Source organism: Collinsella sp. wc0583 (assembly GCF_046116915.1).
In the GTDB taxonomy this organism is placed as follows: Bacteria; Actinomycetota; Coriobacteriia; order Coriobacteriales; family Coriobacteriaceae; genus Collinsella.
In genome coordinates this window covers 119,270-141,425 of the sequence record NZ_JBJXBN010000003.1, presented here as the reverse complement: position 1 = coordinate 141,425, position 22,156 = coordinate 119,270, and the positions used below count along the sequence as shown (strand labels likewise).

The following is a 22,156-nucleotide window of genomic DNA, read 5'->3' as shown; positions in this document are numbered from 1 at the left end:
GTCTACTCCTCGCCCGTCAGCTTGGCGGACAGATGCTCGAGCGCATGGAAACGATGGCTGATGGCGTTCTTCTCGTCCGCCGTGAGCTCGGCCATGGTCTTGCCCGGCGTATCGACCGGCAGGAACAGCGGGTCGTAGCCAAAGCCATGATCGCCGCGGCCCTCGTGCGCGATAACGCCTTCGCAGACGCCCTCGCCATAGGTGACCAGGCCGTCCGTATCGATAAGCGCGACGACGCTCATAAAGCGCGCGGTACGATCCTCGTCTGCCACGCCTTCCAGGTTAACGAGAAGCTTGGCGTTGTTGGCGGCATCGTCGCCATGCACGCCCGCATAGCGCGCGCTATACACGCCCGGCTCGCCGTCCAGCGCGTCGACGACCAAGCCAGAATCGTCGGCGATGGCCATAAGGCCCGTCTCCTCAACGGCAGCCTGCGCCTTGATGATGGCGTTCTCCAAAAACGTCGTGCCGTTTTCCTCGGGGTCCTCAAAATCGCCCAGCTGACCGAGCGCCACAAAGCGCACCTCGGGCATGACCTTGCCCAAAATGGCCTCGATCTCGGTGAGCTTATGGGCGTTGCCTGTTGCCACGACGATGGTCGCCGCCGGGTCGAGGGTGTCGATGTCAATCTTCTCAAGTGCCATAGCTGGCCTCCTTGTCTCTATTGCAATACCGAGTTGAGGACGACGAGGACTTCGGCCTCTCTCCCCTCTCAATCAACGGCAGTCTTATACTTCGACGTTTTCCCAGATAAAACCTGCCAAAATAAACCTGTCCCTTTTTGGCAGGTTAGGCGAGAGCTTGGCGTTGGAGTTCAATGAGCTCGGCGATGCCCTTGTCGCCCAAATCGAGCAGGGCATTGAGGCGCTTGCGGTCGAAAGGTGCCTGCTCGCCAGTGCCCTGGAGCTCGATCATCTCACCGGTATCGGTGGCAACGAGGTTCATGTCGACCTCAGCGTGGCTGTCCTCGGAATAATCGAGGTCGAGCAGGGTGTTGCCGTCGACAACGCCCATTGAGATGGCAGCGACCTGGCCCGTGAGCGGAATGCGCTCGAGTTTGCCCGCCTCGACCCACATGGCAAGGGCGTCGTGCAGCGCCACCCAGGCGCCGGTAATGCTCGCCGTACGCGTGCCGCCATCGGCCTGGATCACATCGCAGTCGACGGTGACGGTGTACTCGCCGAGCGCCTTCATGTTGACGACGGTACGCAGGCTGCGGCCGATGAGGCGCTCGATCTCCATGGAGCGGCCCTTACGATTGGCGTACTCGCGCTTGCAGCGCTTACCGGTCGATGCCGGCAGCATGGCATACTCTGCGGTTACCCAACCGGCCTTGGCGCCCTTGCGCCAGCCCGGCACGCCCTCCTCAATGGTGGCGGCACACAGCACGCGCGTGTCACCGAACTCAGCCAGGCACGAGCCGTGGGCATGCTTCATAACACCACGGGTGAGCTTGACGGGGCGCAGCTCGTTGGCGGCACGGCCGTTGGCGCGGTTGACCTGCATGTACTCCATAGAAATATCCTTTCGGCAAAAGAAGGGGGCAAGTCTTTGGACGATAACCCTGTATCTATTTCAGTTCGTCGATATCGATATGTTCGATGCTCTTGAGCGGCTGGCCAAAGATAAAGCTACCCGCCACCGCAAACTCGGCAATGTTGTCAGACGTGGTGGCAAAGCGATGCTGCGGCTCAGCGGTATCGCCCGCCAGCTGCTCGCGGCGCGTGAGAATATCGGTCAGCTCGCGGGTGGTCTCCTCGGCGGAGCTCACCACGCGCACCCCGGGTCCCAGCGCATGGCGGATGGGACCCACCAGCAGCGGGAAGTGCGTACAGCCGAGCACCACGGTATCGATGCCACGATCGTGCAGCGGCTCGACTGTGGCGCCGACCAGCGCGCGAACGGCTGGCGTATCAAAAATATCCTCGTTCTCGAGCCACTGCTCCTGCAGATGCGCGCCCGAGGCGAGCTCGTGCTCGACGACCTCGACAAAGCTCGAAGCTGGGCAGCCATACACATCGACACCAGCATCCAAGTCCTGGATGGCGCGCGTGTAGGCGCCCGAGCGAATGGTGAGGTTGGTGGCCAGCACGCCCACGCGACGCGTACGCGTGCTGTTAATGGCGGCGCGCGCGCCCGGGGCGATCACGCCGATCACGGGAACGTCGAGCACTTGCTGAGCCAGACGCAAGGCCGCGGCGGTCGCCGTGTTACAGGCGATGACCATGATCTTAACGTCGTGCCTCGATAGCCAGCGACCCGCCTGCAGCGCAAACGAGCGAACCTCGTCCTCGGTGCGGGTGCCATAAGGGCAGCGCTTAGTGTCACCGAAGTAGTAGACGGACTCGTGCGGAAGCGCCGTTGCGATCGCGCGCGCAACCGTCAGGCCGCCCAGGCCCGAGTCGAACACGCCGATCGGACGCGTGTCCCCGGCCAGATTATCGATATCGGACATTACCTCACCAGATTCTCTCTCGAAAAATGCGACCACTCGTGATGCGTCGCGCTACGAACGGGCTGCGACCAGCAGCTCGGCCGTTGCCACCCAACCGTCGACAATCTTGCCGCGCGTAATATAGGCATTGTCGCAGGCGTCCAAGAACTCCGGGGCACCGGCGCTCGTCAGACCGTTCTCGACCAGGCAGAACATGCCAACATGGTCGGCCATGTAGAAGTCGGACTCGGAGTCGCCGAGCGCAAGCGTCTCCTCGCGCTCGATCCCCAGGTGCTCGCAGAAGCGCGCAATGGCAACGCCTTTGTTGAGACCCGCCGGATTGATGTTGAAGGCGCGGCCGTCCTCGACGCGATTAAGCTCGAGCGTCGTCGGCTTGGACAGGTGAGTCAGATGGCCGTTGCAAGCCCAGACCAGACCGCAGCCGGCCTCGTCCAGGATGGCCTGGACCTCATCGTCGGGCACATCGCCGCGCATGCCGACGGTGACCTCACGGTACTTGTAGCCGGTCGACATGTCGTTGTGGTATTCGATCTTGTGCGGCCAGCGGGCAAGGATCTTCTCGCACACGCCGGTCTGCTCGATCACCTGGTGCGGCGTGAGACCGCAGGCGGGGTCGTAGGGCATGTCGCCCGTCAGGTACTCCCAGTCGTTGCCCTTGAGGTCGTACATGACCAGGCCGCCCATCTCGCCGATGTAGGAGTTGAGGCCGAGCACGCGGGCGTCCTCATGGATCATGGTGCGATTGCGACCCGAGGTGGGGACCACCTGGATGCCGGCACGAGCGAGCGCGACAACCGCCTCGACGAGCTTGGTCGAGGGATTGCCGTCGTTATCGCGCAGTACGCACGAACCGGGGGCGAGCATCGTGGCGTCCAGATCGGTAAAGACATACTTGACCTTGGCAAGACGCTCGCGCATCTCGCCCGAAAGCTCGGCAACGGTCGGCAGGATGTTGTGGGACATGGTCACTCCGTTTACATAGAAGGGGCTTGGTCTAGGCGTCGTACGCCGCAAGGGTGCGCTTGAGAATCGAACCGTCGCGCTCACAAGGCTCGGCTCCGTTCTTGCGCAGCATACGCTCTTCCTCGCCCTTACCGGTCACGATGACCACGGCAGGACGGACGGTTTCGCGCACGGCAGTCTCGATAGCGGCAACGCGATCAGTCACGATTTGCCAGTTATCATTTCCCTGCGCTTGAACGTTGCGCGCGATCTCGGCGCAAATATCCTCGACATCCTCGGGGCCGGGGTCATCCTCGGTAATCACGATTCGGTCGGCATACTTGCCGGCGGCGATGCCCATCGTGGTGCGTCGATCGACACCCTTACCGCCCGTAGCGCCAAATACGACCGCCAGCTCGCGCTCGGGATAGTTCTCGCGTAAGTCACGCAGAAGCGTCTCGAGACTCATGCCGTTATGTGCATAATCGACGACGCCCAAGATTTTGCCCGATACGGACGGATAGAGCTCCATACGGCCGGGAACGAAGACACCCTCAAAGCCATGGACGATACCCTCTTCGGAAATGCCCAGGGCCTCGGCGCAGGCAATAGCGGCAAGCGCGTTGGACACATTGAACTTAACCGGCGTGGGAATCACAATGTCGCGCGTAAAGCGGGGCGTGCGCACCGTTGCCACCACGCCGCAGTCGCCATTGCGAATCGCCAGCGCAAGCACGTCGGCACGCTCGTCGGTCAGGGAGAACGTCACCGTACGTTCGCAACGAGATGCCGCCTCGAGCACGCGATCGACCTTATCCATATCGAGATTGACCACGGCAAAACGGCCCTGCGAGAAGATTTTGAGCTTGCTGGCAAAGTAATCCTCGAGCGTCGGATGCTCAATCGGCGAAATGTGATCCTCGCCGATATTGGTAAAGGCGCCGACTTCAAAGTCAATCTTGCCCGTGCGCTCGTATTTGAGGCCCTGACTCGATGCCTCCATAACCAGCCACGGGGCACCCGCCTCCGCAGCATGTGCGATGCGAGACTGCAGCAGGAAGGATTCGGGGGTTGTCAGCTTGGAAGGGCCCGTCTCGATGCCGTCGTCGAACTCAATGCCCGTATTAAGAGCGGGTCGATGACAGCCCGTAAGCTTGGCCTCGTTGGCGAGGATGCCGCGCAGATAAAAGCTGCAGGTCGACTTGCCCTTGGTGCCTGTAAAGGCGCAGACCTTCACCTTACCCGACGGGTGCCCATAAAAGGCATCTGCCACCACGGCGAGCGTGCGACGAATATCGCTCACAATCACCGCGGGAAGATCAACATCGTAATCGACCTCGGAAACGTAGGCCACGGCGCCATCGGCGATTGCCGAAAGCAGGTACTCGCGCTTAAACGCACGGCCCTTGCAGACAAACAACGTGCCCGGACGCACCTGGCGCGAGTCATCAGTCGCAAACTCAATGCGCTGGTCGCACGAAGCGCTCGGTCTGGAAACAACAAGGTCATCTTCCTCGAGCAACTCTATATAGCGCATCAGAGTTAGCTTCTCTTGTGTCGGACTCGACATACAAAGACCTCTCTCGCTAAATTCAGCCTTAAAGGGCAGAAGACGTCCCGCGGCAGAAACGATGAAACATTCTGTATTATCAACCATCCTAATATGCCACCTGACCTTGCGCGCATCACAGCCTTCTAAAAAATTGCATGGACTGTGCCGTGGTCTAATAAATGGCAACAGTGTTCACCCCGTGTAAAAACAAGGAATTCTGGGCGCTGTTCTTTAACATAGCGTTCGCAACCACGTCCCGCCGCTTCGTCTGAAGATCGGGACGTGGTTTTTTCGGTTCGCTCGGCGCTTATGCCCTATCACGAAACAAAAGATTGGCATGATAGTAAAGATTATTTGACATCAGCTGCCGCAATCCTTGCGGCAGTACACCTGAGCCGTCAGCAGAAAGGATCTTGCATGTGCGGTTTTGTCGGTTTTACCGGTACAGATGAACAGAGTGAGCTGGTTCTCACGGCCATGATGAATCGCATCATCCACCGTGGTCCCGATATGGGCGGCCAGCATATCGTCGACAACGTTGCCCTTGGCTTCCGTCGTCTTTCGATTCTCGATCTTTCCGAAGCTGGAGCCCAGCCCATGTCGAGCGACGACGGCAAGGTCACGATTGTCTTCAACGGAGAGATCTACAACTTCCAGGAGCTTCGCGCCGAGCTGGAGGCGGCCGGCTACGCCTTCCACTGCAACGCTGATACCGAAGTCCTGGTACACGGTTACGAGGAGTGGGGCGAGGACCTGGTCAACCGTCTGCGCGGCATGTACGCGTTCGTGATTCACGACCAGAACAAGAACAAACTCTTTGGTGCTCGTGACATCTTTGGTATCAAGCCGTTCTATTACTACCAGGCATCCGATGGCTCGCTGCTGTTTGGCTCCGAGATCAAGAGCTTCCTGGACCATCCCAAGTTTGAGAAGGCTGTCAACCACGACGCGCTGCGCCCCTACCTGACGCTGCAATTCCCCGCCACGGAGGAGACCTTCTTTAAGGGCGTGTTCAAGCTTGCCCCGGCGCATTGCTTTACGTATGACCTGACGACCAACACCATGGACATCAAGCGTTACTGGAGCTGTGACTTCACCGACGACAACTCCAAGACCTTCGAGGAGTACGTGGACGAGTGCGACAAGGTCGTGCACGAAAGCGTCGCTGCGCACCGAATCGCCGATGTTAAGGTGGGCTCGTTCCTTTCTGGCGGTGTGGACTCCAGCTACATTGCCGCCTGTCTCATGCCCGACACCACGTATTCTGTCGGTTTCGATTACAAGAACTTCAACGAGACCAACTACGCCGCCGAGCTTTCCGACAAGCTGGGCATCAAGAACGTGCGCAAGATGATTACCGCCGACGAGTTCTTTGATGCACTGCCCGATATCCAGTACCACATGGACGAGCCGCAATCGAACCTGTCCAGCGTGCCGCTGTACTATCTGGCGCAGATGGCCTCCAAGGAGGTCACCGTCGTCCTTTCGGGCGAGGGTGCCGACGAGCTGTTTGCCGGCTATGAGTGGTACGAGGACACCCCCGAGATGCGCACTTTTAAGAAGCGCGTGCCGCTCGGCGTACGTCGCGCCCTGGGCTCACTCGTTCAGCATCTCCCCTACTTTAAGGGACACAACTTCCTGACGAAATGCGCCGAGGTTCCCGAGCGCTGGTATGTGGGTCAGGCAAAGGTGTTCGATCCCTCCGAAGTCGACGAGGTGCTCAAGCCCGCTTATGACACCGGCAAGAACGCCGCCGAGATGTGCGCCGAGTACTACAAGCAGGTTCCCAACTGCTGCGAGCTTTCCAAGAAACAGTATCTGGATATGAACATGTGGCTGCCGGGCGACATTCTGCTCAAGGCCGACAAAATGTGCATGGCGCATTCTCTGGAGCTTCGCGTCCCGTTCCTGGACAAGAAGGTCATGGAGTTTGCCGAGCACATCCCCGCCAACTACCGTGTTAACGAAGAAGGCTGCAAGCTCGTCCTGCGTCACGCCGCCAACCGCACGCTGCCCGACGAGTGGGCAACGCGCAAGAAGGTGGGCTTCCCTGTACCGGTCAAGTTCTGGCTGCGCGAGCAAAAGTATTACGACTACGTAAAGGAATACTTCACCGCGCCGTGGGCTGCTGATTTCTTTGACACCGATGCGCTCATGAAACTGCTCGACGATCACTTTAAGGGTCGCGCGCTCAACCAGCGCAAGATCTATACCACGCTGACGTTCCTCATTTGGTACAAGCGCTTCTTTATCGACGAGGACAAGGGCGCTAAAGTCGCCGCTTAGTTTTCGTTATGAATTAGCGGTGAACAGCGCAGGGTTTCCGCTATACTCAATCCCTGCGGGCGATTGGCGCAACGGTTAGCGCAGGTGCTTTACACGCACAAGGCTGGGGGTTCGAATCCCTCATCGCCCACCATTGAATTGTTAGGCCTCCAGTGATGGAGGCCTTTCTTTTTTGTGCCCGGTACATGGGATTCGAACCCGACAGGGTGCGGAGCTGAGGAAACGCGAAGCGTTTTCCAGCGCAGCACGCGAGGAGCGGAGCGACGAAGCGGGGCTCGGGCGGCGAAATGGACCCTTGGCGAATACCCGTGTGCAAAAAATGCCAAATATGAGTACTGCTACCTTTTTAGTAGCAGCGTTTTCGAAGTCATAAAAGGCAAATCCGGCATTAGAACGACGATCGATAGTCCAGTTAAGCCAATTTGCCAACTACAAAACTGGACATATGTGGCCCAACTCGTCTAAAAACAACTAATTTATATGTTACGAAGTTAGTGCCCGTACTCATATTTACCACTTTTTGCACACGGCCAATCCCGGCCATGGTAAATCGATAGCAAAACGGGCTCCAGTTCGCCCAATCGTGTGCCAAACGGCACGTGACGGTCTGGAGCCCGCTTCAAATTGCTATGCCTAATAGCGCTAAGCCAAAACACCCGCCAGGATCTCGATCAGGCTGTCCACATCGGCCTCCTCGCACACGAGCGGCGGAAGGAAGCGCAGCGTATGTGCGCCTGTAGCGTTGATCACGGCACCAGCCCCCAATGCACGGGCCACGACGTCGTGTGCATCACCCGCGGCATCATCCAAATCGCAGCCGAGCATCAGGCCGCGACCACGCACCTCTACCACATGCGGAAGCTTAGCCAGCGCCTGCTCCATATAGGCGCCAACCTTGGCAGCATGCTCGGCATAATCGCCGTGCACAAGCGCGGAGAGCGTCGCAGCACACGCCGCGATGGCCAAGCAGCTGCCACCGAAGGTCGAACCATGATCGCCGGGCTTAAAGACGTCGGCGATTTCCTTCTTTGCCACCACGGCACCCATAGGCACACCGTCGGCAATGCCCTTGGCAAGGCTCATGATGTCGGGCTCCACGCCATAGGTCTGGAACGCAAACGGCTTACCCGTACGAAAGATTCCGCACTGGACCTCGTCGGCAATAAGCACGGCACCCACCTCGTGCGCCAAGTCGCGCGCCGTAGCCATAAACTCCTCGGTCATGGGATGCACACCGCTCTCGCCCTGGATCGGTTCGAGCATCACGGCACAGATTTCACTGCCCAACTGCTTAAAGATTGCACGCAGCTCATCCACATCGTTGGGTGCGCAGGCCACAAAGCCACCCGGCAGCGGGCGGAAACTGTCCTGCAGCCAATCCTGCATGGTCGCGGCAATGGTCTCGAGCGTACGACCGTGAAAGCCGCCACGCATGCACACGATGGTGTTGCCTCCGTTGCCGGCACGCTTGGCGTACAGACGCGCGAGCTTCATAGAGCCCTCGTTGGCCTCGGCACCGGAATTGGCAAAGAACGTCTCCCACACCTGCTCGCCCGCAGCCGGAGCGCCAAGCGCCGCCGCTGTGGTCTCGTCGCCGGCGGCAATCGCGTCGGCAAGCACGCGTGCACCGTCCGCATCATCGTTAGCGAGCTTGGACAGCAGCGCCGCGACCTGGCCGCGCTGCTCGATGTAGAAATAGTTGGAGACATGCAGGAGCCTCTTGGTCTGGGCCTCGAGCGCCGACAGCACTGCCGGATTGCCGTGGCCCAGGCTGCACACGCCGATGCCGGCAAGAAAATCGAGGTATTCGCGACCATCGTCGCCGGTGAGCTTCATGCCGTGGCCTTCGACAAACTCGACCGGCGAGCGACCAAAGGTGTGCATGACATAGTGGGATTCGAGCGATTGTTGTGCTGCAAGTGACATGAGATACCTTTCGTTAAGCGCCAGGTAGCGCGGACTGTGGGCGTAATGGCGTAGCAATTTCGAGCCGGCTAGACCGTCTGGAGCTTCTCGACCTCGTCGAGGTTCTCGGTCAGGCGCGCCGCAAAGGTCGAAAGCGGGTGCGGGTGCGTATCGAACTCGTAGGCCGTCTCGGTAGAATGGATCACGGTGCCGACGCCAGCATCGGTCAGCAGCTCAAGTAGCAGCGAATGCGGCGTGGTACCGTTAATGATGTGGGCGCGAAATACGCCGCCGGCAAGCGCATCGACGGCCGCGCGCAGCTTGGGAATCATGCCCTTATCGACCTCGCCACCGTAGAGCATCTCGTTAACCTCGTCGAGCGTTAGGTTAGAGATAAGCGAATCCTTATCGCTAAAGTCCTTGTACAGGCCATCGACGTCGGTCAAAAAGATCGCCTTATGCGCGTGAAGCGCTGCCGCGACGGCACCGGCGGCGGTATCGGCATTGATGTTGAAGAAACCGCCGTCCTCCCCCGCCGCGACGGTAGCGATGACGGGAATGTACTCGCTATCGAGCAAGCGCTCGATATAGTCGGTGTTGACGTGCGTCACTTTGCCCACGCGACCGAGCTCAGGGTCGAGCGGCTCGGCGATGAGCGTGCCGGCATCGCTGCCCGACACGCCCACGGCCAGGTTGCCGTGGTGGTTGATGGCAGCAACCAGCTCCTGGTTAACCTTGCCGCCCAGCACCTCGCGCACGATATCCATAGTCGCCGGCGTAGTCACGCGCTGCCCGTTCTTAAATTCGACAGGGATGTCATAGTGGCTGAGTGCCTCGTTGATGGCCTTGCCGCCGCCATGCACGATGACGGGGCGCATGCCGATGATCTTGAGCAAAACGATGTCGCTCATCACGTCGCGGCGCAGCTGCTCGTCAACCATGGCTGCTCCGCCATATTTGATAACAACCGTCTTGCCGGTCAGGTTTTTAATCCACGGCAGTGCTTCGAACAGCAGCTGCGCGGTTGCTTCGTTGGATTCGCTCGAACGACAATCGCGTGCGAATTTCATAATCTGCCTCGTCTTTCGTATCGTTATCGCGCCGTGCTCCACTGTCCGCAATCGCGGCAAGATGCGCAGCGCGCCTGGAATCTAGGAACGGTAGTCGCCGTTGATGGAGATGTACTCGTGCGTGAGGTCGCAGGTCCACACGGTCGTTGCCGCGTCGCCTGCGCCCAGGTCGGCCGAGATCACGATCTCGGGCGCCTCAAAACGTCGCAGAGCCTCGTCCTCGTCAAAGGGAACAGTCAGACCGTCGCGACAGACAGGCATGCCCATCATGTCGATGGAAACGTCTTCCTGATTAAACTTCACGCCGCACTTGCCGAGCGCCATGGCAACGCGGCCCCAGTTGCAGTCGTGGCCAGCGATGCAGGTCTTGACGAGCGGCGAGTTGGCGACGGCACGGGCGGCGATATCGGCTTCCTCGTCGTTGGCGGCGCCGGTAATGTTAACCGTCACGAGCTTTGACGCACCCTCGCCATCGGCCGCGATGTTGCGCGCCAGGCTCTCGCACACCTCGTGCACGGCAAAGGCCAACTCGTCAAAGGCGTCAGTGCCCTCGACGATGGCCTCGGCATCTGCGGCAGCAGCGCCAGAAGCAAGCATGATGCAGGTGTCGTTGGTCGAGGTGTCGGAATCGACCGTCACCTTATTGAAGGTCTGTTTAACGGTCGAGAGCAGCAGGGTGTGGAGCGCCGCCGGCTCGACGGGGGCATCGGTAGTAATGACCGCGATCATGGTGGCCATATTGGGCATGATCATGCCCGAGCCCTTGCACATGCCGCCCACCGTATAGGCGTTGCCCGCATGGCCCACAGCCTCACTGCGATAGCGAACGGCATACTCCTTGGAATGTGTATCAGTCGTCATGATAGCGCGGGCGGCATCGGCGCCACCATGAGCGGAGAGCGCCTCGAAGGCGGACGGAACGGCCGTCTCAAACGTGTCGATCGGCAGAATCTGTCCGATCACGCCTGTGGATGCAACTAGGATCTGCTGGGGTTCACAGCCGATGACCTGTGACGCGATGTTGCATGTCTCGCGCGCACAGGCTAGGCCGGTCTCGCCCGTGGCGGCGTTCGCGTTGCCGGAGTTGATTGAAACACCGGCGATGATGCCATAGCCCTTGTCCGCACCGCCCAGGTTGGCACGGCTCACCTGCACGGGCGCCGCGCAAAAGCGGTTGGTCGTAAACACGCCGGCACCTGGACAGGGCTTATCGGGCACGACGAGTGCATAGTCCAAGCGCTCGGGATTCTTCCGGAATCCCGCATGGATACCTGCAGCCTTAAAGCCGGCCGCTGCCGTAACGCCGCCCTCGACGGCGCGAATCTTGATATCAATCAGGTCGGTATTCATCGTCCCTACGACTCCTTATATCAAATAAAAAAGCGGGCATCGGCTGGCACGCCATACCGGTCGCAATTAGTAGACCAGCTTAAAAGTGGCGCCCAACTCGATACCCGACTACCAAATCGTTAACAATCGAATGTGCTACACCGGGCACGCCACTGTGGGCAAGCCTCGTCGCTCGTCAAAGCCAAAAACGATGTTGGCGCACTGGACCGCCTGGCCCGCAGCACCCTTGCACAAATTGTCGATAGCGCCCGTCGCCACCAGTACGCCCGCACGCTTGTTGAGCGCAAGACCGATCTGGGCGGCATTGGTACCGACGACCGAAGCCGTCTTGGGCTGCTGGCCGGCATCGAGCACGCGCACAAAGGTGCGACCGGCGTAAAACTTCTTGTAATGGTCGACGACATCCTCAAGAGTCAGCGTGTCGAGGGCCTGCGGCGCGAGCGGCAGCGTCACCGTAGAGAGCAGGCCGCGCTTGAGCGGTGCCAGGTGCGGAGTAAAGACAATGCGGCCGGTCAGGCCCAGGATCTGCTCAATCTCGGGCGTATGGCGATGTTTGCCTACGCCATAGGCTTCCAGGTTCTCGTCCGCGCTGCAAAAGTGGGTGCGGGCGTTGCAGGACTTACCGGCGCCCGTCACGCCGCTAATGGCATCGACGATTACGGGACCGTTCTCTGCCACCCAGCCCGCACGCACGGCAGGAGCGGTAGCAAGGCTCGTTGCGGTGGGATAGCAGCCGGCGCAGGCGACCAAAACGGGCTTTCCGGCGGCATGGCCGGAAGCAGCGGTCTCTAAGTCCTGGCAGAACAGCTCGGGCAGGCCGAAGGCACGTGTCTTGAGCAGCTCGGGGCTCGTGTGCTCGGCGGCATACCATGCCTCAAAGACGGACGCGTCGCTCAGACGGTAATCGGCCGAAAGATCAAAGCAGGAAACGCCCGCGGCAAGCAGCGCGGGCACCTGTGCCATGGCAGCCGTGTGTGGCACGGCAAGAAAGACCGCATCGCAGCTCTTGAGCTCGGGGGCGTCATGTGTGGTGAAAACCAGGTCGCTCACGCCAGCAAAGCTCGGATACACCGCGGACAGCGGCTGGCCGGCATCGGCGTTGGACGTAATGGCAACAAGTTCAAACTCGGGATGGCCGAGCACGAGGCGAATGAGCTCGGCTCCGGCATATCCAGCCGCGCCGACGATTCCAACCTTCAAAGACATATCAGACTCCTTGTCTGCGATTTATGCACCGATGCGCATTTCGCAGCGGTCGTTATGAAGTGGGTTGAAACTTTAGCACCAAAAGATGCATGAATACGTAAATAGCTTGCATGTTCATGCATTGAAACATTCCCGACACATTCGCTTGAAGGAATTGACAAATAGAGCAGGTCCCGTATTGACCGGCACTCCTTACGGTGCCGGTCAACACGGGGCCCGCCCATGCGAAGACTAAGTTGTTGGGATGAGCCAGCTGGCTAGAACTCGACCGGCACCCATTCGTCGTGATTGCAGATAAATGCCTCGGGATCCTCGACGCTAAAGAAGACGAGCGTGGGGTCGTTAGGCCCCTCATAGTGCTCGCTCAAGCGCTCAAGATGTTTCCATCCGGCCTCGCGCATTTCGCTCGAAGCCCGGTCTTCCAGCCCCGCACGCCCGCGCAGAATCAACCAACCATGGCCCGGCCACCAACTCGTGGCCTCAAAGCGCTGGTTTTGCAGAAGCTCCTGCCACACGTCTTTGGTGCGCGCCGTCACAAACCACAGCTTGCCGTCCTGAATCTGTGCAAACGAGAACGGACGCACATGCGGCTGCCCGTCCACACTCGTCGCCAGATACCACGCCGGCACCGACGTCAGATACTCCAGCACTGTATTCAATCCGTCCACGTTTCCTCCTGTCACCTGACCAGTCTTTTTGGAATGGGTAGTCAATTTGGGAAATTAGAGCTCGAGGAGCTCTTCGCTGCCGTCGATATCGCAGAACCGCGCAGCGATGTTGCGGACCGAGAAGAATGCAAGGCGGCCGTCGTTGGCACTATCGTGTTGCTCGCCAATGCCCACCATGTGCTTAAAGCCCGCTTGGCGCACCTTGTCGCTCACGAATGCATCGTCCTCGAGCGCGGCCTCGCCAGTTAACACGATCCAGCACTCCCCCGGCTTCCAGCCCGATACCTCAAACTTGGGATTCGCGCTCAACTCCGCCCACACGTCCTTGTCGCGCGACGTGCAAAACCACAGCTTGCCGTCATCGACCATGGCAAACGAAAACGGCCTCACGCGGGGCTGATACCCGTCGCTCGCATCGGTCGTGGCAAGATACCACGCCGGAATGCGCCTGAGATACGAGCAGGCGCGCTCGAGCTGAGCCGTGCGATCGATGTCGGTCATAGAGACCCCTTTCTTGCGCTCGAATCGAGCTTAGACAAGTTGAAGATTGATAACGACAACGCATGTCACCAGCAGCGCCATCGCCACCGCGGCCAGTGCATCCCCCCGGCCAAACGTAAGCGCATGCAGACGCGTGCGTCCCTGTTCGCCGTGATAGCAGCGCGCATCCATGGCGGCCGAAAGCGTCTCGGCATGACGGAACACGCCGGTGAACAGCGGAATCGCCACACTGCCGAGCATGCGCACACCGCCGAGCGGACCGCCCGTCACGCGCGCGCCGCGGCTTGCCTGTGCATCGGCCGTCTGTTTCATCTCGGTGGCAAATTGCGGCATAAACCGCAGCGCGATACCCATAATCATGCCGAGTTCGTGCGCCGGAAGCCCCACGCGCGCAAATGGTGCGAGCAGACGTTCAAAACCCGTGGTGAGGTCGAGCGTCGGCGTGGTGAGTGTAATGGCGCTCATGCCGGCCATCATCAACGTCAGGCGGCACGCCACAAACGCAGCAGAACGCAGCGAGCCCTCGCTCACCTGCAAAAAGCCAAGCTGCCACAGGATGCGGCCGCTCTGATCGGAAAACAGGTTGAGCACCGCGACCACCACGACAATCGCCAGTAGCGGCGCCATCGATGATAGGACCCGGCGCAACGGCACCCGGGCCATGACATAGACCAGCGCGACAAACATTGCGACCGGCACCAGCCCGCGGAAGCTGCCAACGGTGAGCACGGTGATCAGAAATGCGAACCCTAGGAGCAACTTGGTGCGCGGGTCCAGTCGATGGACCGCGCTATCTCCAGGATAGTAGCTACCAAACGAAAACGCCTCCATTAGCAGCCCTCCTCTCGCGCGGGCATCTTGGAATCGACCTGGCACAGGGCGTCCGCGGGCTTGCCCGCACGGCCCATCAGCACGCCGGCCAGCTCATCGGCCAGCGACTCAACCGTATAGAGTTTGTCGAAGCGCAGCGGCACGCCAGTCCCAGCAAGTGCCAACGCCATACGCTGAGCGGCAGGAACACCTAGACCGATCGACTTGAGCTCGTTCGCGCGCGCAAACACCTGCGCGGGCGTTCCCTCGGCAAAAACGGCGCCCTCGTTCATCACAACGATACGGTCACAACAATTTGCCAGGTCATCCATGCTGTGCGAAACCATGACAACGGTCAGGCCCTCGCGATGGAGCCGATCGATGAGCCCCAGGAAATCCCTGCGCGCAGCCGGATCGAGCCCCGCCATGGGCTCGTCGAGTACCAGGACCTCGGGCTCCATGGCGAGCACGCCGGCAAACGCCACGCGGCGCTGCTGGCCGCCCGAAAGCTCAAAGGGGTTCTTGTCGCCTATCGCGGCAAGGTCGAGACCCACGCGCGCAAGCGATGATGCGACACGGCGCGCAACCTCGTCTTGCGGCAGGCCAAGGTTGCGCGGGCCAAACGCCACGTCCTGCGCCACGGTCTCGGCAAATAGCTGGCGCTCGGGATACTGAAACACCACGCCGACCTTGGCCTTAACCGCGGCGGCGTCTTTCTTGTTTGATAGGTCGAGCCCCAGCGCGCAAACGCTTCCCTCCTGCGGACGAATCAACCCGTTGAGATGCTGAACCAGCGTCGATTTACCCGAGCCGGTATGACCCGCCAGGCCCAGAAACTCGCCGCGGCGCACCGTCAGCGAAACATCACGTAGCGCCCAGGGGCTGTTTGGATCGTTACCCCAAAGAGCCTGTTTGCTCGATGCGTCCGCAGTGGTCGAGCGCTTGTGCCATCGACGGCGCTCGCGGGCGCTCAGCGAGTAACTATGCGAGAGATGCGAAATCTCGATAACGGGCTCCGACGCGGCCATCCCATCGGCCGCAGAGGATCCATTGTCAAGCATACGAGAATCGGATGCGGAAGGCTGTGCTGCGACGTCCGCCCCGCTCCGCTCGGCATAAACCTGTGCAATCTCGGCGACCATATCCGCCTCACGCACCTGCGCGCAAACGGGCACGCCCTTCGCACGAAGCGACCTGCCCAGACAGCACGACGCCGGCATATCCAGGTTGAGCTGCGCAAGTTCGTCTGCCCGCGTCAAGATTTCCTCGGGCGTACCGAGCATGGCAACGCGCCCCGCCCGAAACACCGCGACACGATCGGCCTCGGCGGCCTCTTCCATAAAGTGCGTAATCATCACGATGGTCATACCGCGATCGTGCAACGCGCGGCAAGCCTTCATAAGGCCCTTGCGCCCACGCGGATCGAGCATCGAAGAAGCCTCGTCCAATATGAGCACGCGCGGTTCCATGGCGAGCACGCCGGCAAGCGCCACGCGCTGCTTTTGGCCGCCCGAAAGCGCGTGGGTCTCATGGCGCTCAAAGCCCACCAGGCCCACGCCCTTCAGCGCCTCGCGTACGCGCTGCGCAATTTGCGCCGATGGCACGCCAAGGTTTTCGGGACCAAACGCAACGTCATCTTCGACAAGCGTTGCTACCAGCTGATCATCGGGATTCTGGAATACCATGCCCGCGGTCGAACGAATGTCGTAGACCAGCTCGGGGTCGGACGCATCCATGCCGTTGATACGCACCGTGCCCGCATCGGGCTGCAACAGTGCATTCAGATGCTTGGCAAACGTCGACTTGCCCGACCCATTGCCACCGAGGATGCAGAAAAACTCGCCGTCCTCAATGTTCAGATCGACACCGTCGAGTGCCGGTACGGCACCGTCATAGCTAAAGGAAACGCCCCGACACTCAATCATGCGCGGCCTTTGACCTGGTCCTTTTTAGGCGTGATGAGGTTGGAGACCGCCTTATACACCGCCAGCGTCAACACCGAGTTAAGCACGGTCTTGATAAGGTTGAACGGCAGCACGGCAGGAAGCATGAGCGGGGCGATCACATCGACCGAGCCATACCAGAACCAAACGCCAATGGTAAGGTTTGCGGCCATAGACAACGCCGTAGCGGCAATAACGCCGAGCACCAGGCCAATCACGGCACCCTTATAGGTATGCATCTTCTGGTAGACGATAGCCGCGGGCAGAATGTAGCCCAGGGTGGCAACCAGGTTCATAAGCGCGCCGACCCAGTCGCCCGTAGTGAGCGCATGGATGACGATCGCCATGGCGGCAACAGCGGTACCGGCACCGGGGCCATATGCAAACCCGCACACCATCGCCGGCACCAGCGACGGGTCATACGTCAAAAACGGCGCCGAAGGAAGAATGGGCAGCTGCACATACATAAAGAGCGCGCCCAGGGCACACATAAGCGCCATGGTTACGAGCTGTTTGGTGCTCCACCTATTCGTGTTCTCAAAATGGATATGCTGCGACTGTTCAGACATAAGATCACCTGCCTCTTTCATCCGGACTCTAACCGTTGGTACTGGGGTCTCACCAGTTCAGCCGGCATGCGAACCAACGCACACACGGGTCGCGGACTCATCGGCTCGGTCGCAGACACCTCGCCTGCGCCACGGCGTCCCCTTGACACCGCCCGATTTACCGCCAGTGGGGAATTCCACCCCGCCCTGAAACAGCAATTGCAAGTGTAGCACGAGCAGGTATTCGCGCAAGTATGCCAAGGGTAATTTGTGGCGGGGATCAGTTGCCGCAACGACCACGTTCCCCACCCATCCCAAAGTAACGCGCCTTTCGCGCAAAGCGCGAAACAGCGAAAGGGACACGCACTCCCATCAACCACGTCCTTCTCCGCCCGCCGACCTCAAGGCCGTAAACGCAGGGGATCCGGGGGCGTGACGGGGCTTCTCTCCGGAACATTCCGCAGAACGCAAAGAGACTCCGCAGCGCGAAGCGCGATGCGGAGCCTCTTTGCATGTCCGAGGACGTTCCGGAGAGAAGCCCCGTCACGCCCCCGGATTCCCGGTGGGAGTTCTAGACCTTGTCGGCCTTAGTACATACCGCCGCCCTGCTGACCAGCGGTGGCAGCAGCGATAGCGTCCTCAAGCTGAGTGTTCTTGGGCACATCGGAGACGGTGGCCTCGGTGATGAGGATCAGGCTGGCGACAGAAGCAGCGTTCTGCAGGGTGACGCGGCTGACCTTGACGGGGTCGAGGACGCCCATCTCGATCATGTCGCCCCACTCGCCGTTGGCAGAGTTGAGACCCTGGCCGGCGGGCAGCTCGGCAACCTTGTCGACCACGACAGCGCCCTCAAAGCCAGCGTTCTTGGCGATGGTAGCGACCGGAGCGGTCAGAGCCTTCTTGACGATGTCGACGCCGATCTTCTCCTCGGGGTCGTCAATCTCGACAGCATCGAGCGCAGGAGCAGCGTCCATGAAGGCGACGCCGCCACCGGCGACGATGCCCTCCTCGACAGCAGCACGGGTTGCCTGCAGGGCGTCCTCGACGCGGTGCTTGATTTCCTTGAGCTCGGACTCGGTAGCAGCGCCGACCTTGATGACGGCAACGCCGCCGGAGAGCTTGGCCAGGCGCTCCTGGAGCTTCTCGCGGTCGAAGTCAGAGGTGGTGTTCTCCATCTCGCCCTTGATCTGAGCGATGCGGGCGTCGATGGCCTCCTTGGAGCCAGCGCCGCCGACAACGACGGTGTTGTCCTTGGAGATGGTGACGGACTTAGCGGTACCGAGCATATCGGCGGTAATGTCAGCGACCTTCACGCCCAGCTCGTCCAGAGCAGCCTGACCACCGGTGAGGACGGCGATGTCCTCGAGGATGCGCTTGCGGCGATCGCCGTAGCCCGGAGCCTTGACGGCGCAGACGTTGAGGGCGCCGCGGATCTTGTTGAGGACGAGGGTAGGCAGGGCCTCGCCGTCGATGTCCTCAGCGATGATGAGCAGACCACGGCCAGCGCGCTGGACAGCCTCGAGAACGGGCATGATGTCCTGGACGCTGGAGATCTTCTGGTCGGTGATGAGGATGTACGGATCCTTCATCACGGCCTCCATGCGATCGTTGTCCGTGACGAAGTAAGCGGAGACGTAGCCCTTGTCGAACTGCATGCCCTCGACGGTGTCGATGGTGATGTCGAACGTCTGGGAATCCTCGACGGTAATGACGCCGTCCTTGCCCACGACCTCCATGGCCTCGGCGATCTTCTCGCCGACCTCGGGGTCACCGGCGGAGATGGTACCGACGGAAGCGATCTGCTCCTTGGTCTCGACCGGCTTGGCCTGCTTCTTCATCTCGGCGACGGCGGCGTTGACGGCCTTGTCGATGCCGCGACGGATGGCCAGCGGGTTGGCGCCAGCGGCGACGTTGCGCAGGCCGTCGTTGACGATGGCCTGGGCGAGCAGGGTCGCGGTGGTGGTGCCGTCACCCACGGTGTCGTTGGTCTTGGTAGCGACCTCCTTCACCAGCTGGGCGCCCATGTTCTCGATGTTGTCCTCGAGCTCGATCTCCTTAGCGACGGAAACGCCGTCGTTGGTGATGGTCGGGGCACCGAACGTGCGCTGCAGCGCAACGTAGCGACCCTTGGGGCCCATGGTGACGGTAACGGCGTCGGCCAGGGTGTTGACGCCCTTGGCGAGCTTAGCGCGGGCATCGGTGTTGAACGTAATGTTCTTTGCCATAGTGGGTAATCCTCCAAAAGAAATGTGACTCGCGTCGCCGCTTCCGAGTCCTATGCGACGGCGCGCTCAAAGACGAATCAGAGAGTCTGACGAGACTAGGCCTCAACGACGGCGTAGATGTCGTCGGCACGCATCAGCAGATACTTCTCGCCGTCGACCTTGACCTCGTTGCCACCGAACTTACCGTAGATGACAACGTCGCCGACCTGAACGTCCATGGGGATGTGCTCACCCTTGTCGTTGACCTTGCCGGCGCCAACGGCAACGATGGTGCCGCGCTGCGGCTTCTCCTGAGCGTTGCTGGCGATATACAGACCAGAAGCGGTCTTCTGCTCGGCCTCGTCGGGCTTGACCAGAACACGATCTGCAAGCGGCTTCAAAGACGACATGCTTGTCTCCTCCTTTTTGGGCCGCGTGGTTATGCCACGCGAATTAACCCTTTTTTGTTTGCGTACGCGTTGAATGGTACCCACGAATGGCGGGTTATACAACACAGAGTCAAAAAATCTTATTTTTTGGCACTTAGATTTTCTGAATGCCGGGGGATAACTTAGCAGTGGCTCCCGTGTGGCTCCGGAGGGGCGGGGCATAAGGTTTCCTGCTCGGGCAGTCCTGCTCGCACGAAGGCCACATTAAGTGGCCTTCGGCTCGTGCGGAACTCGCGATAAACCTTATGCCCCGCCCCTCCGGAGCCACACGGGAGCCAGGTTAACTAATTCGGGCCCGGCATTCAGAAAAGTCAGTGCAGCAAAATGGCGATGCGGATGGGATGCACAAGATAGGGGCACGTTGTTGGGACGCGCTCTTTTAAGTTGCGGTGGAATAGTTCCTGTTTTTGGGCTTGAAGGCCGATTTTAGGGACTATTTCACCGCAACTGAGGGGTGGGATGCGGGGCTAGCGCTCGTAAATCAAGTTGCCTGCCAGGTAGGTGGCTTGGACTTTGGTGGCCTGGAGCTCTTGGGGGTCAATGGTAAGCGGGTTTTGGTCCAGGACTACCAGGTCGGCGTACTTGCCGGGCTCCAAGCTGCCGAGGTTTTGCTCGTCGCCCGCTGCATAGGCGCTGCCCAGGGTGTAGTTGCGCAGAGCCGTTGCTGCATCGATGCGCTCGCTCGGCAACCAGCCGCCCTCGGGCCAGTGGCTTTTGGGGTCCTGGCGCGTGATAGCCGTGTAGAGCACGTTCATGCTGGTAACGGGCGTGATAGGGCTGTCGGTACCGAAGGCTTGGCGAATGCCGCGCTGCTTATAGGTTGCGAACGGCCACATGATGCGGCTGCGCTCCAGGCCCAGATCGCGCTCCGGTCCACCCGGATCGAGCGTAATATGGCAGGGCTGGCTCGAGGCGACCACGTTGAGCTTGCGCAGGCGGTCGATGTCCTCGGGCAGAAGGTTCTCTAGGTGCTCGAGCGTGTTATGGCCGTGCTGGGGCAGGCCGTACAGGTCGGCCGCTTCCTCGAAGATATCCAGCGCGGCATGAATCGCACCGTCACCAATAACGTGGATGCGTACGGTATGACCGCGCTCCGCGGCCGCCAGAACCAGTTTGCGCATGCGCTCAGCCGGGACCGTCAGACGGCCCCGGTCGCCCGGGAAGCGCGGATTGGTATAGGGCTCGGTGAGATATGCCGTGTGTTCGCTCGACACGCCATCGAAGAACTGCTTAAAACCTGGCGCCGAAAGCAGCGCGTTGTTCGCGTAACGTACCTGGAGCTCTTCTAGACGCGACTGGTCATCCAGCAGCGTGGGGAACAGATGGGCACGAATGCCCAGCTTGCCGGTCGTCTGCAGCTTGTCGTAGACATCGTCGCGGATAAAATCACAGCCCAGCATGGGCATGAGCGACATATCGCAGATCGAGGTGATGCCCTGCTCGGCCATGCGCCTCATTTGATCGGCGTAAGCGCTTGCGATGCGATCTTCGCCCAGCCACTCAAGACAGCGCGGCAACAGCTGCATGGCAGCCGCTTCGTGAGCAATGCCCGTGAGCTCGCCGTTTGCGTCCTTGTCGTAGCTGCCGCCCGCCGGCGGCTCGCTGTCGCGCGTGACGCCGAGCGCCTCGAGTGCGCGGCTGTTGAGCCACAGCGTGTGGCCGTCGCCCGAATACATAACGCAGGGACGATCGGGGAATGCCGCATCGAGCGACGCCTTGGTAGGATGCTCGGGCGGGTCCCAACGGTAGTCGCGCCAGCCCTGCGTCACAACCCAAGCGTCGTCGGGCAGGTCCTGGGAAAACTCGAGCGCGTGCTGTACCAGCGCCGCCTCGGACGTGCCCATATCCATGAGCATGTACGGCGAGGAACCGACCGAGGTATGGAAGAAGTGCAGATGAGCGTCATGGAAACCGGGGCAGACAAACTGCTCGCCGTAGTCGAGAACCGGCGTGGCGGCGGGAGCGGCGGCGATCACGTCATCGGGCTTGCCGACTGCGACGATACGGTCACCTGCGATGGCAATCGCCAGCTCACGAGCAGTATCGATGCCGTCTTGCGCGGTAAAGACGTTCTTGGAGCGGATAATCCGATCGATATGTTGCATGGGCATCCCCATCTCTGGCAGGAAATTCAACACCCCCGAGTGTACTCCCCCGTCTCGGTTACAAAATGCCAAGCGGCAAACGGCAGCTTTGCCAGCCCTAGCGGCAGGTGGCATACTGGAGAGAGCCTGTACGATTTTGCGATCAACCCAGCAAGGAGCAAA

General features: G+C 60.4%; 18 protein-coding genes, 1 tRNA gene and 1 riboswitch. Of the genes, 2 read left to right on the top strand and 17 right to left on the bottom strand.

Annotation, left to right across the window (positions count from 1 at the left end; genetic code table 11):
* Window positions 1-2: 2 nt before the first annotated feature.
* The 5 genes from rdgB to ACKUUJ_RS03485 form a co-directional block, all read right to left on the bottom strand.
* Window positions 3-644, bottom strand: coding sequence for an RdgB/HAM1 family non-canonical purine NTP pyrophosphatase (rdgB, locus tag ACKUUJ_RS03505; RefSeq protein ID WP_368136016.1), 642 nt, complete (start codon window positions 642-644; stop codon window positions 3-5).
* Between the two features lie 145 nt (window positions 645-789).
* The gene (gene rph, locus ACKUUJ_RS03500; protein ID WP_195624931.1) at window positions 790-1,515 is read right to left on the bottom strand and encodes a ribonuclease PH; all 726 of its coding nucleotides are present in this window, start codon (window positions 1,513-1,515) and stop codon (window positions 790-792) included.
* Between the two features lie 55 nt (window positions 1,516-1,570).
* Window positions 1,571-2,455: a glutamate racemase gene (murI, locus tag ACKUUJ_RS03495; protein ID WP_195624932.1), complete on the bottom strand. Its 885-nt coding sequence runs from the start codon at window positions 2,453-2,455 to the stop codon at window positions 1,571-1,573.
* 51 nt (window positions 2,456-2,506) lie between these two features.
* Window positions 2,507-3,418: an HAD family hydrolase gene (locus ACKUUJ_RS03490; RefSeq protein WP_409064681.1), complete on the bottom strand. Its 912-nt coding sequence runs from the start codon at window positions 3,416-3,418 to the stop codon at window positions 2,507-2,509.
* A gap of 31 nt (window positions 3,419-3,449) precedes the next feature.
* A complete protein-coding gene (locus ACKUUJ_RS03485) occupies window positions 3,450-4,934 on the bottom strand; it encodes a Mur ligase family protein (RefSeq protein ID WP_409064680.1) in 1,485 nt (494 codons plus the stop codon).
* A gap of 432 nt (window positions 4,935-5,366) precedes the next feature.
* Here ACKUUJ_RS03485 and asnB point away from each other — a divergent pair, with 432 nt between their 5' ends.
* Both asnB and ACKUUJ_RS03475 read left to right on the top strand, forming a co-directional pair.
* Window positions 5,367-7,235, top strand: a complete 1,869-nt coding sequence (gene asnB, locus ACKUUJ_RS03480; protein WP_215694626.1) for an asparagine synthase (glutamine-hydrolyzing) — start codon at window positions 5,367-5,369, stop codon at window positions 7,233-7,235.
* 57 nt (window positions 7,236-7,292) lie between these two features.
* A tRNA-Val gene (locus tag ACKUUJ_RS03475) sits at window positions 7,293-7,368 on the top strand.
* A gap of 509 nt (window positions 7,369-7,877) precedes the next feature.
* On the opposite strand, the gene ACKUUJ_RS03470 is transcribed toward ACKUUJ_RS03475, so the two are convergent.
* The 12 genes from ACKUUJ_RS03470 to ACKUUJ_RS03415 form a co-directional block, all read right to left on the bottom strand.
* Entirely contained in the window at window positions 7,878-9,161 is a 1,284-nt protein-coding gene (locus tag ACKUUJ_RS03470; protein ID WP_368136023.1) for an aspartate aminotransferase family protein, read from the bottom strand.
* Between the two features lie 68 nt (window positions 9,162-9,229).
* Window positions 9,230-10,210 (bottom strand): acetylglutamate kinase, encoded by a 981-nt coding sequence (gene argB, locus ACKUUJ_RS03465; protein WP_117583122.1) that lies wholly within the window; start codon window positions 10,208-10,210, stop codon window positions 9,230-9,232.
* An 81-nt stretch (window positions 10,211-10,291) separates the two neighbouring features.
* A complete protein-coding gene (argJ, locus tag ACKUUJ_RS03460; RefSeq protein ID WP_409064679.1) occupies window positions 10,292-11,560 on the bottom strand; it encodes a bifunctional glutamate N-acetyltransferase/amino-acid acetyltransferase ArgJ in 1,269 nt (422 codons plus the stop codon).
* A gap of 135 nt (window positions 11,561-11,695) precedes the next feature.
* The gene (argC, locus tag ACKUUJ_RS03455) at window positions 11,696-12,766 is read right to left on the bottom strand and encodes an N-acetyl-gamma-glutamyl-phosphate reductase (RefSeq protein WP_409064678.1); all 1,071 of its coding nucleotides are present in this window, start codon (window positions 12,764-12,766) and stop codon (window positions 11,696-11,698) included.
* Window positions 12,767-13,023: 257 nt separating this feature from the next.
* A complete protein-coding gene (locus tag ACKUUJ_RS03450) occupies window positions 13,024-13,434 on the bottom strand; it encodes a pyridoxamine 5'-phosphate oxidase family protein (RefSeq protein WP_409064677.1) in 411 nt (136 codons plus the stop codon).
* Window positions 13,435-13,488: 54 nt separating this feature from the next.
* Window positions 13,489-13,935 (bottom strand): pyridoxamine 5'-phosphate oxidase family protein, encoded by a 447-nt coding sequence (locus ACKUUJ_RS03445; protein ID WP_250786722.1) that lies wholly within the window; start codon window positions 13,933-13,935, stop codon window positions 13,489-13,491.
* 30 nt (window positions 13,936-13,965) lie between these two features.
* Window positions 13,966-14,766, bottom strand: coding sequence for an energy-coupling factor transporter transmembrane component T family protein (locus ACKUUJ_RS03440; protein WP_409064676.1), 801 nt, complete (start codon window positions 14,764-14,766; stop codon window positions 13,966-13,968).
* Window positions 14,766-16,670 (bottom strand): energy-coupling factor transporter ATPase, encoded by a 1,905-nt coding sequence (locus ACKUUJ_RS03435; protein WP_409064675.1) that lies wholly within the window; start codon window positions 16,668-16,670, stop codon window positions 14,766-14,768. Before ACKUUJ_RS03435 ends, ACKUUJ_RS03440 begins: the two co-directional genes overlap by 1 nt.
* On the bottom strand, window positions 16,667-17,257 hold the full coding sequence (locus ACKUUJ_RS03430; protein ID WP_409064674.1) for an ECF transporter S component: 591 nt from the start codon (window positions 17,255-17,257) through the stop codon (window positions 16,667-16,669). The genes ACKUUJ_RS03435 and ACKUUJ_RS03430 overlap by 4 nt, the downstream gene beginning before the upstream one ends.
* Before the next feature lie 5 nt (window positions 17,258-17,262).
* A riboswitch (FMN riboswitch) is annotated at window positions 17,263-17,455 on the bottom strand.
* Window positions 17,456-17,823: 368 nt separating this feature from the next.
* Complete coding sequence (gene groL / locus ACKUUJ_RS03425; protein ID WP_006234938.1) at window positions 17,824-19,461, bottom strand: chaperonin GroEL; 1,638 nt, start codon at window positions 19,459-19,461, stop codon at window positions 17,824-17,826.
* A gap of 95 nt (window positions 19,462-19,556) precedes the next feature.
* On the bottom strand, window positions 19,557-19,850 hold the full coding sequence (gene groES, locus ACKUUJ_RS03420) for a co-chaperone GroES (protein ID WP_409064673.1): 294 nt from the start codon (window positions 19,848-19,850) through the stop codon (window positions 19,557-19,559).
* A gap of 506 nt (window positions 19,851-20,356) precedes the next feature.
* Window positions 20,357-22,000: an amidohydrolase gene (locus tag ACKUUJ_RS03415; RefSeq protein ID WP_229057752.1), complete on the bottom strand. Its 1,644-nt coding sequence runs from the start codon at window positions 21,998-22,000 to the stop codon at window positions 20,357-20,359.
* Window positions 22,001-22,156: the final 156 nt, after the last annotated feature.

Excerpts from the sequence above, each read along its gene's own strand:
- argC (WP_409064678.1), bottom strand. The coding sequence starts at position 12,766 with ATGTCTTTGAAGGTTGGAATCGTCGGCGCGGCTGGATATGCCGGAGCC.
- ACKUUJ_RS03440 (WP_409064676.1), bottom strand. The coding sequence starts at position 14,766 with ATGGAGGCGTTTTCGTTTGGTAGCTACTATCCTGGAGATAGCGCGGTC.
- ACKUUJ_RS03430 (WP_409064674.1), bottom strand. The coding sequence starts at position 17,257 with ATGTCTGAACAGTCGCAGCATATCCATTTTGAGAACACGAATAGGTGG.
- ACKUUJ_RS03445 (WP_250786722.1), bottom strand. The coding sequence starts at position 13,935 with ATGACCGACATCGATCGCACGGCTCAGCTCGAGCGCGCCTGCTCGTAT.
- ACKUUJ_RS03415 (WP_229057752.1), bottom strand. The coding sequence starts at position 22,000 with ATGCCCATGCAACATATCGATCGGATTATCCGCTCCAAGAACGTCTTT.
- ACKUUJ_RS03470 (WP_368136023.1), bottom strand. The coding sequence starts at position 9,161 with ATGTCACTTGCAGCACAACAATCGCTCGAATCCCACTATGTCATGCAC.
- ACKUUJ_RS03485 (WP_409064680.1), bottom strand. The coding sequence starts at position 4,934 with ATGCGCTATATAGAGTTGCTCGAGGAAGATGACCTTGTTGTTTCCAGA.
- ACKUUJ_RS03435 (WP_409064675.1), bottom strand. The coding sequence starts at position 16,670 with ATGATTGAGTGTCGGGGCGTTTCCTTTAGCTATGACGGTGCCGTACCG.
- murI (WP_195624932.1), bottom strand. The coding sequence starts at position 2,455 with ATGTCCGATATCGATAATCTGGCCGGGGACACGCGTCCGATCGGCGTG.
- argJ (WP_409064679.1), bottom strand. The coding sequence starts at position 11,560 with ATGAATACCGACCTGATTGATATCAAGATTCGCGCCGTCGAGGGCGGC.
- groES (WP_409064673.1), bottom strand. The coding sequence starts at position 19,850 with ATGTCGTCTTTGAAGCCGCTTGCAGATCGTGTTCTGGTCAAGCCCGAC.
- asnB (WP_215694626.1), top strand. The coding sequence starts at position 5,367 with ATGTGCGGTTTTGTCGGTTTTACCGGTACAGATGAACAGAGTGAGCTG.
- rph (WP_195624931.1), bottom strand. The coding sequence starts at position 1,515 with ATGGAGTACATGCAGGTCAACCGCGCCAACGGCCGTGCCGCCAACGAG.
- argB (WP_117583122.1), bottom strand. The coding sequence starts at position 10,210 with ATGAAATTCGCACGCGATTGTCGTTCGAGCGAATCCAACGAAGCAACC.
- rdgB (WP_368136016.1), bottom strand. The coding sequence starts at position 644 with ATGGCACTTGAGAAGATTGACATCGACACCCTCGACCCGGCGGCGACC.
- groL (WP_006234938.1), bottom strand. The coding sequence starts at position 19,461 with ATGGCAAAGAACATTACGTTCAACACCGATGCCCGCGCTAAGCTCGCC.
- ACKUUJ_RS03490 (WP_409064681.1), bottom strand. The coding sequence starts at position 3,418 with ATGTCCCACAACATCCTGCCGACCGTTGCCGAGCTTTCGGGCGAGATG.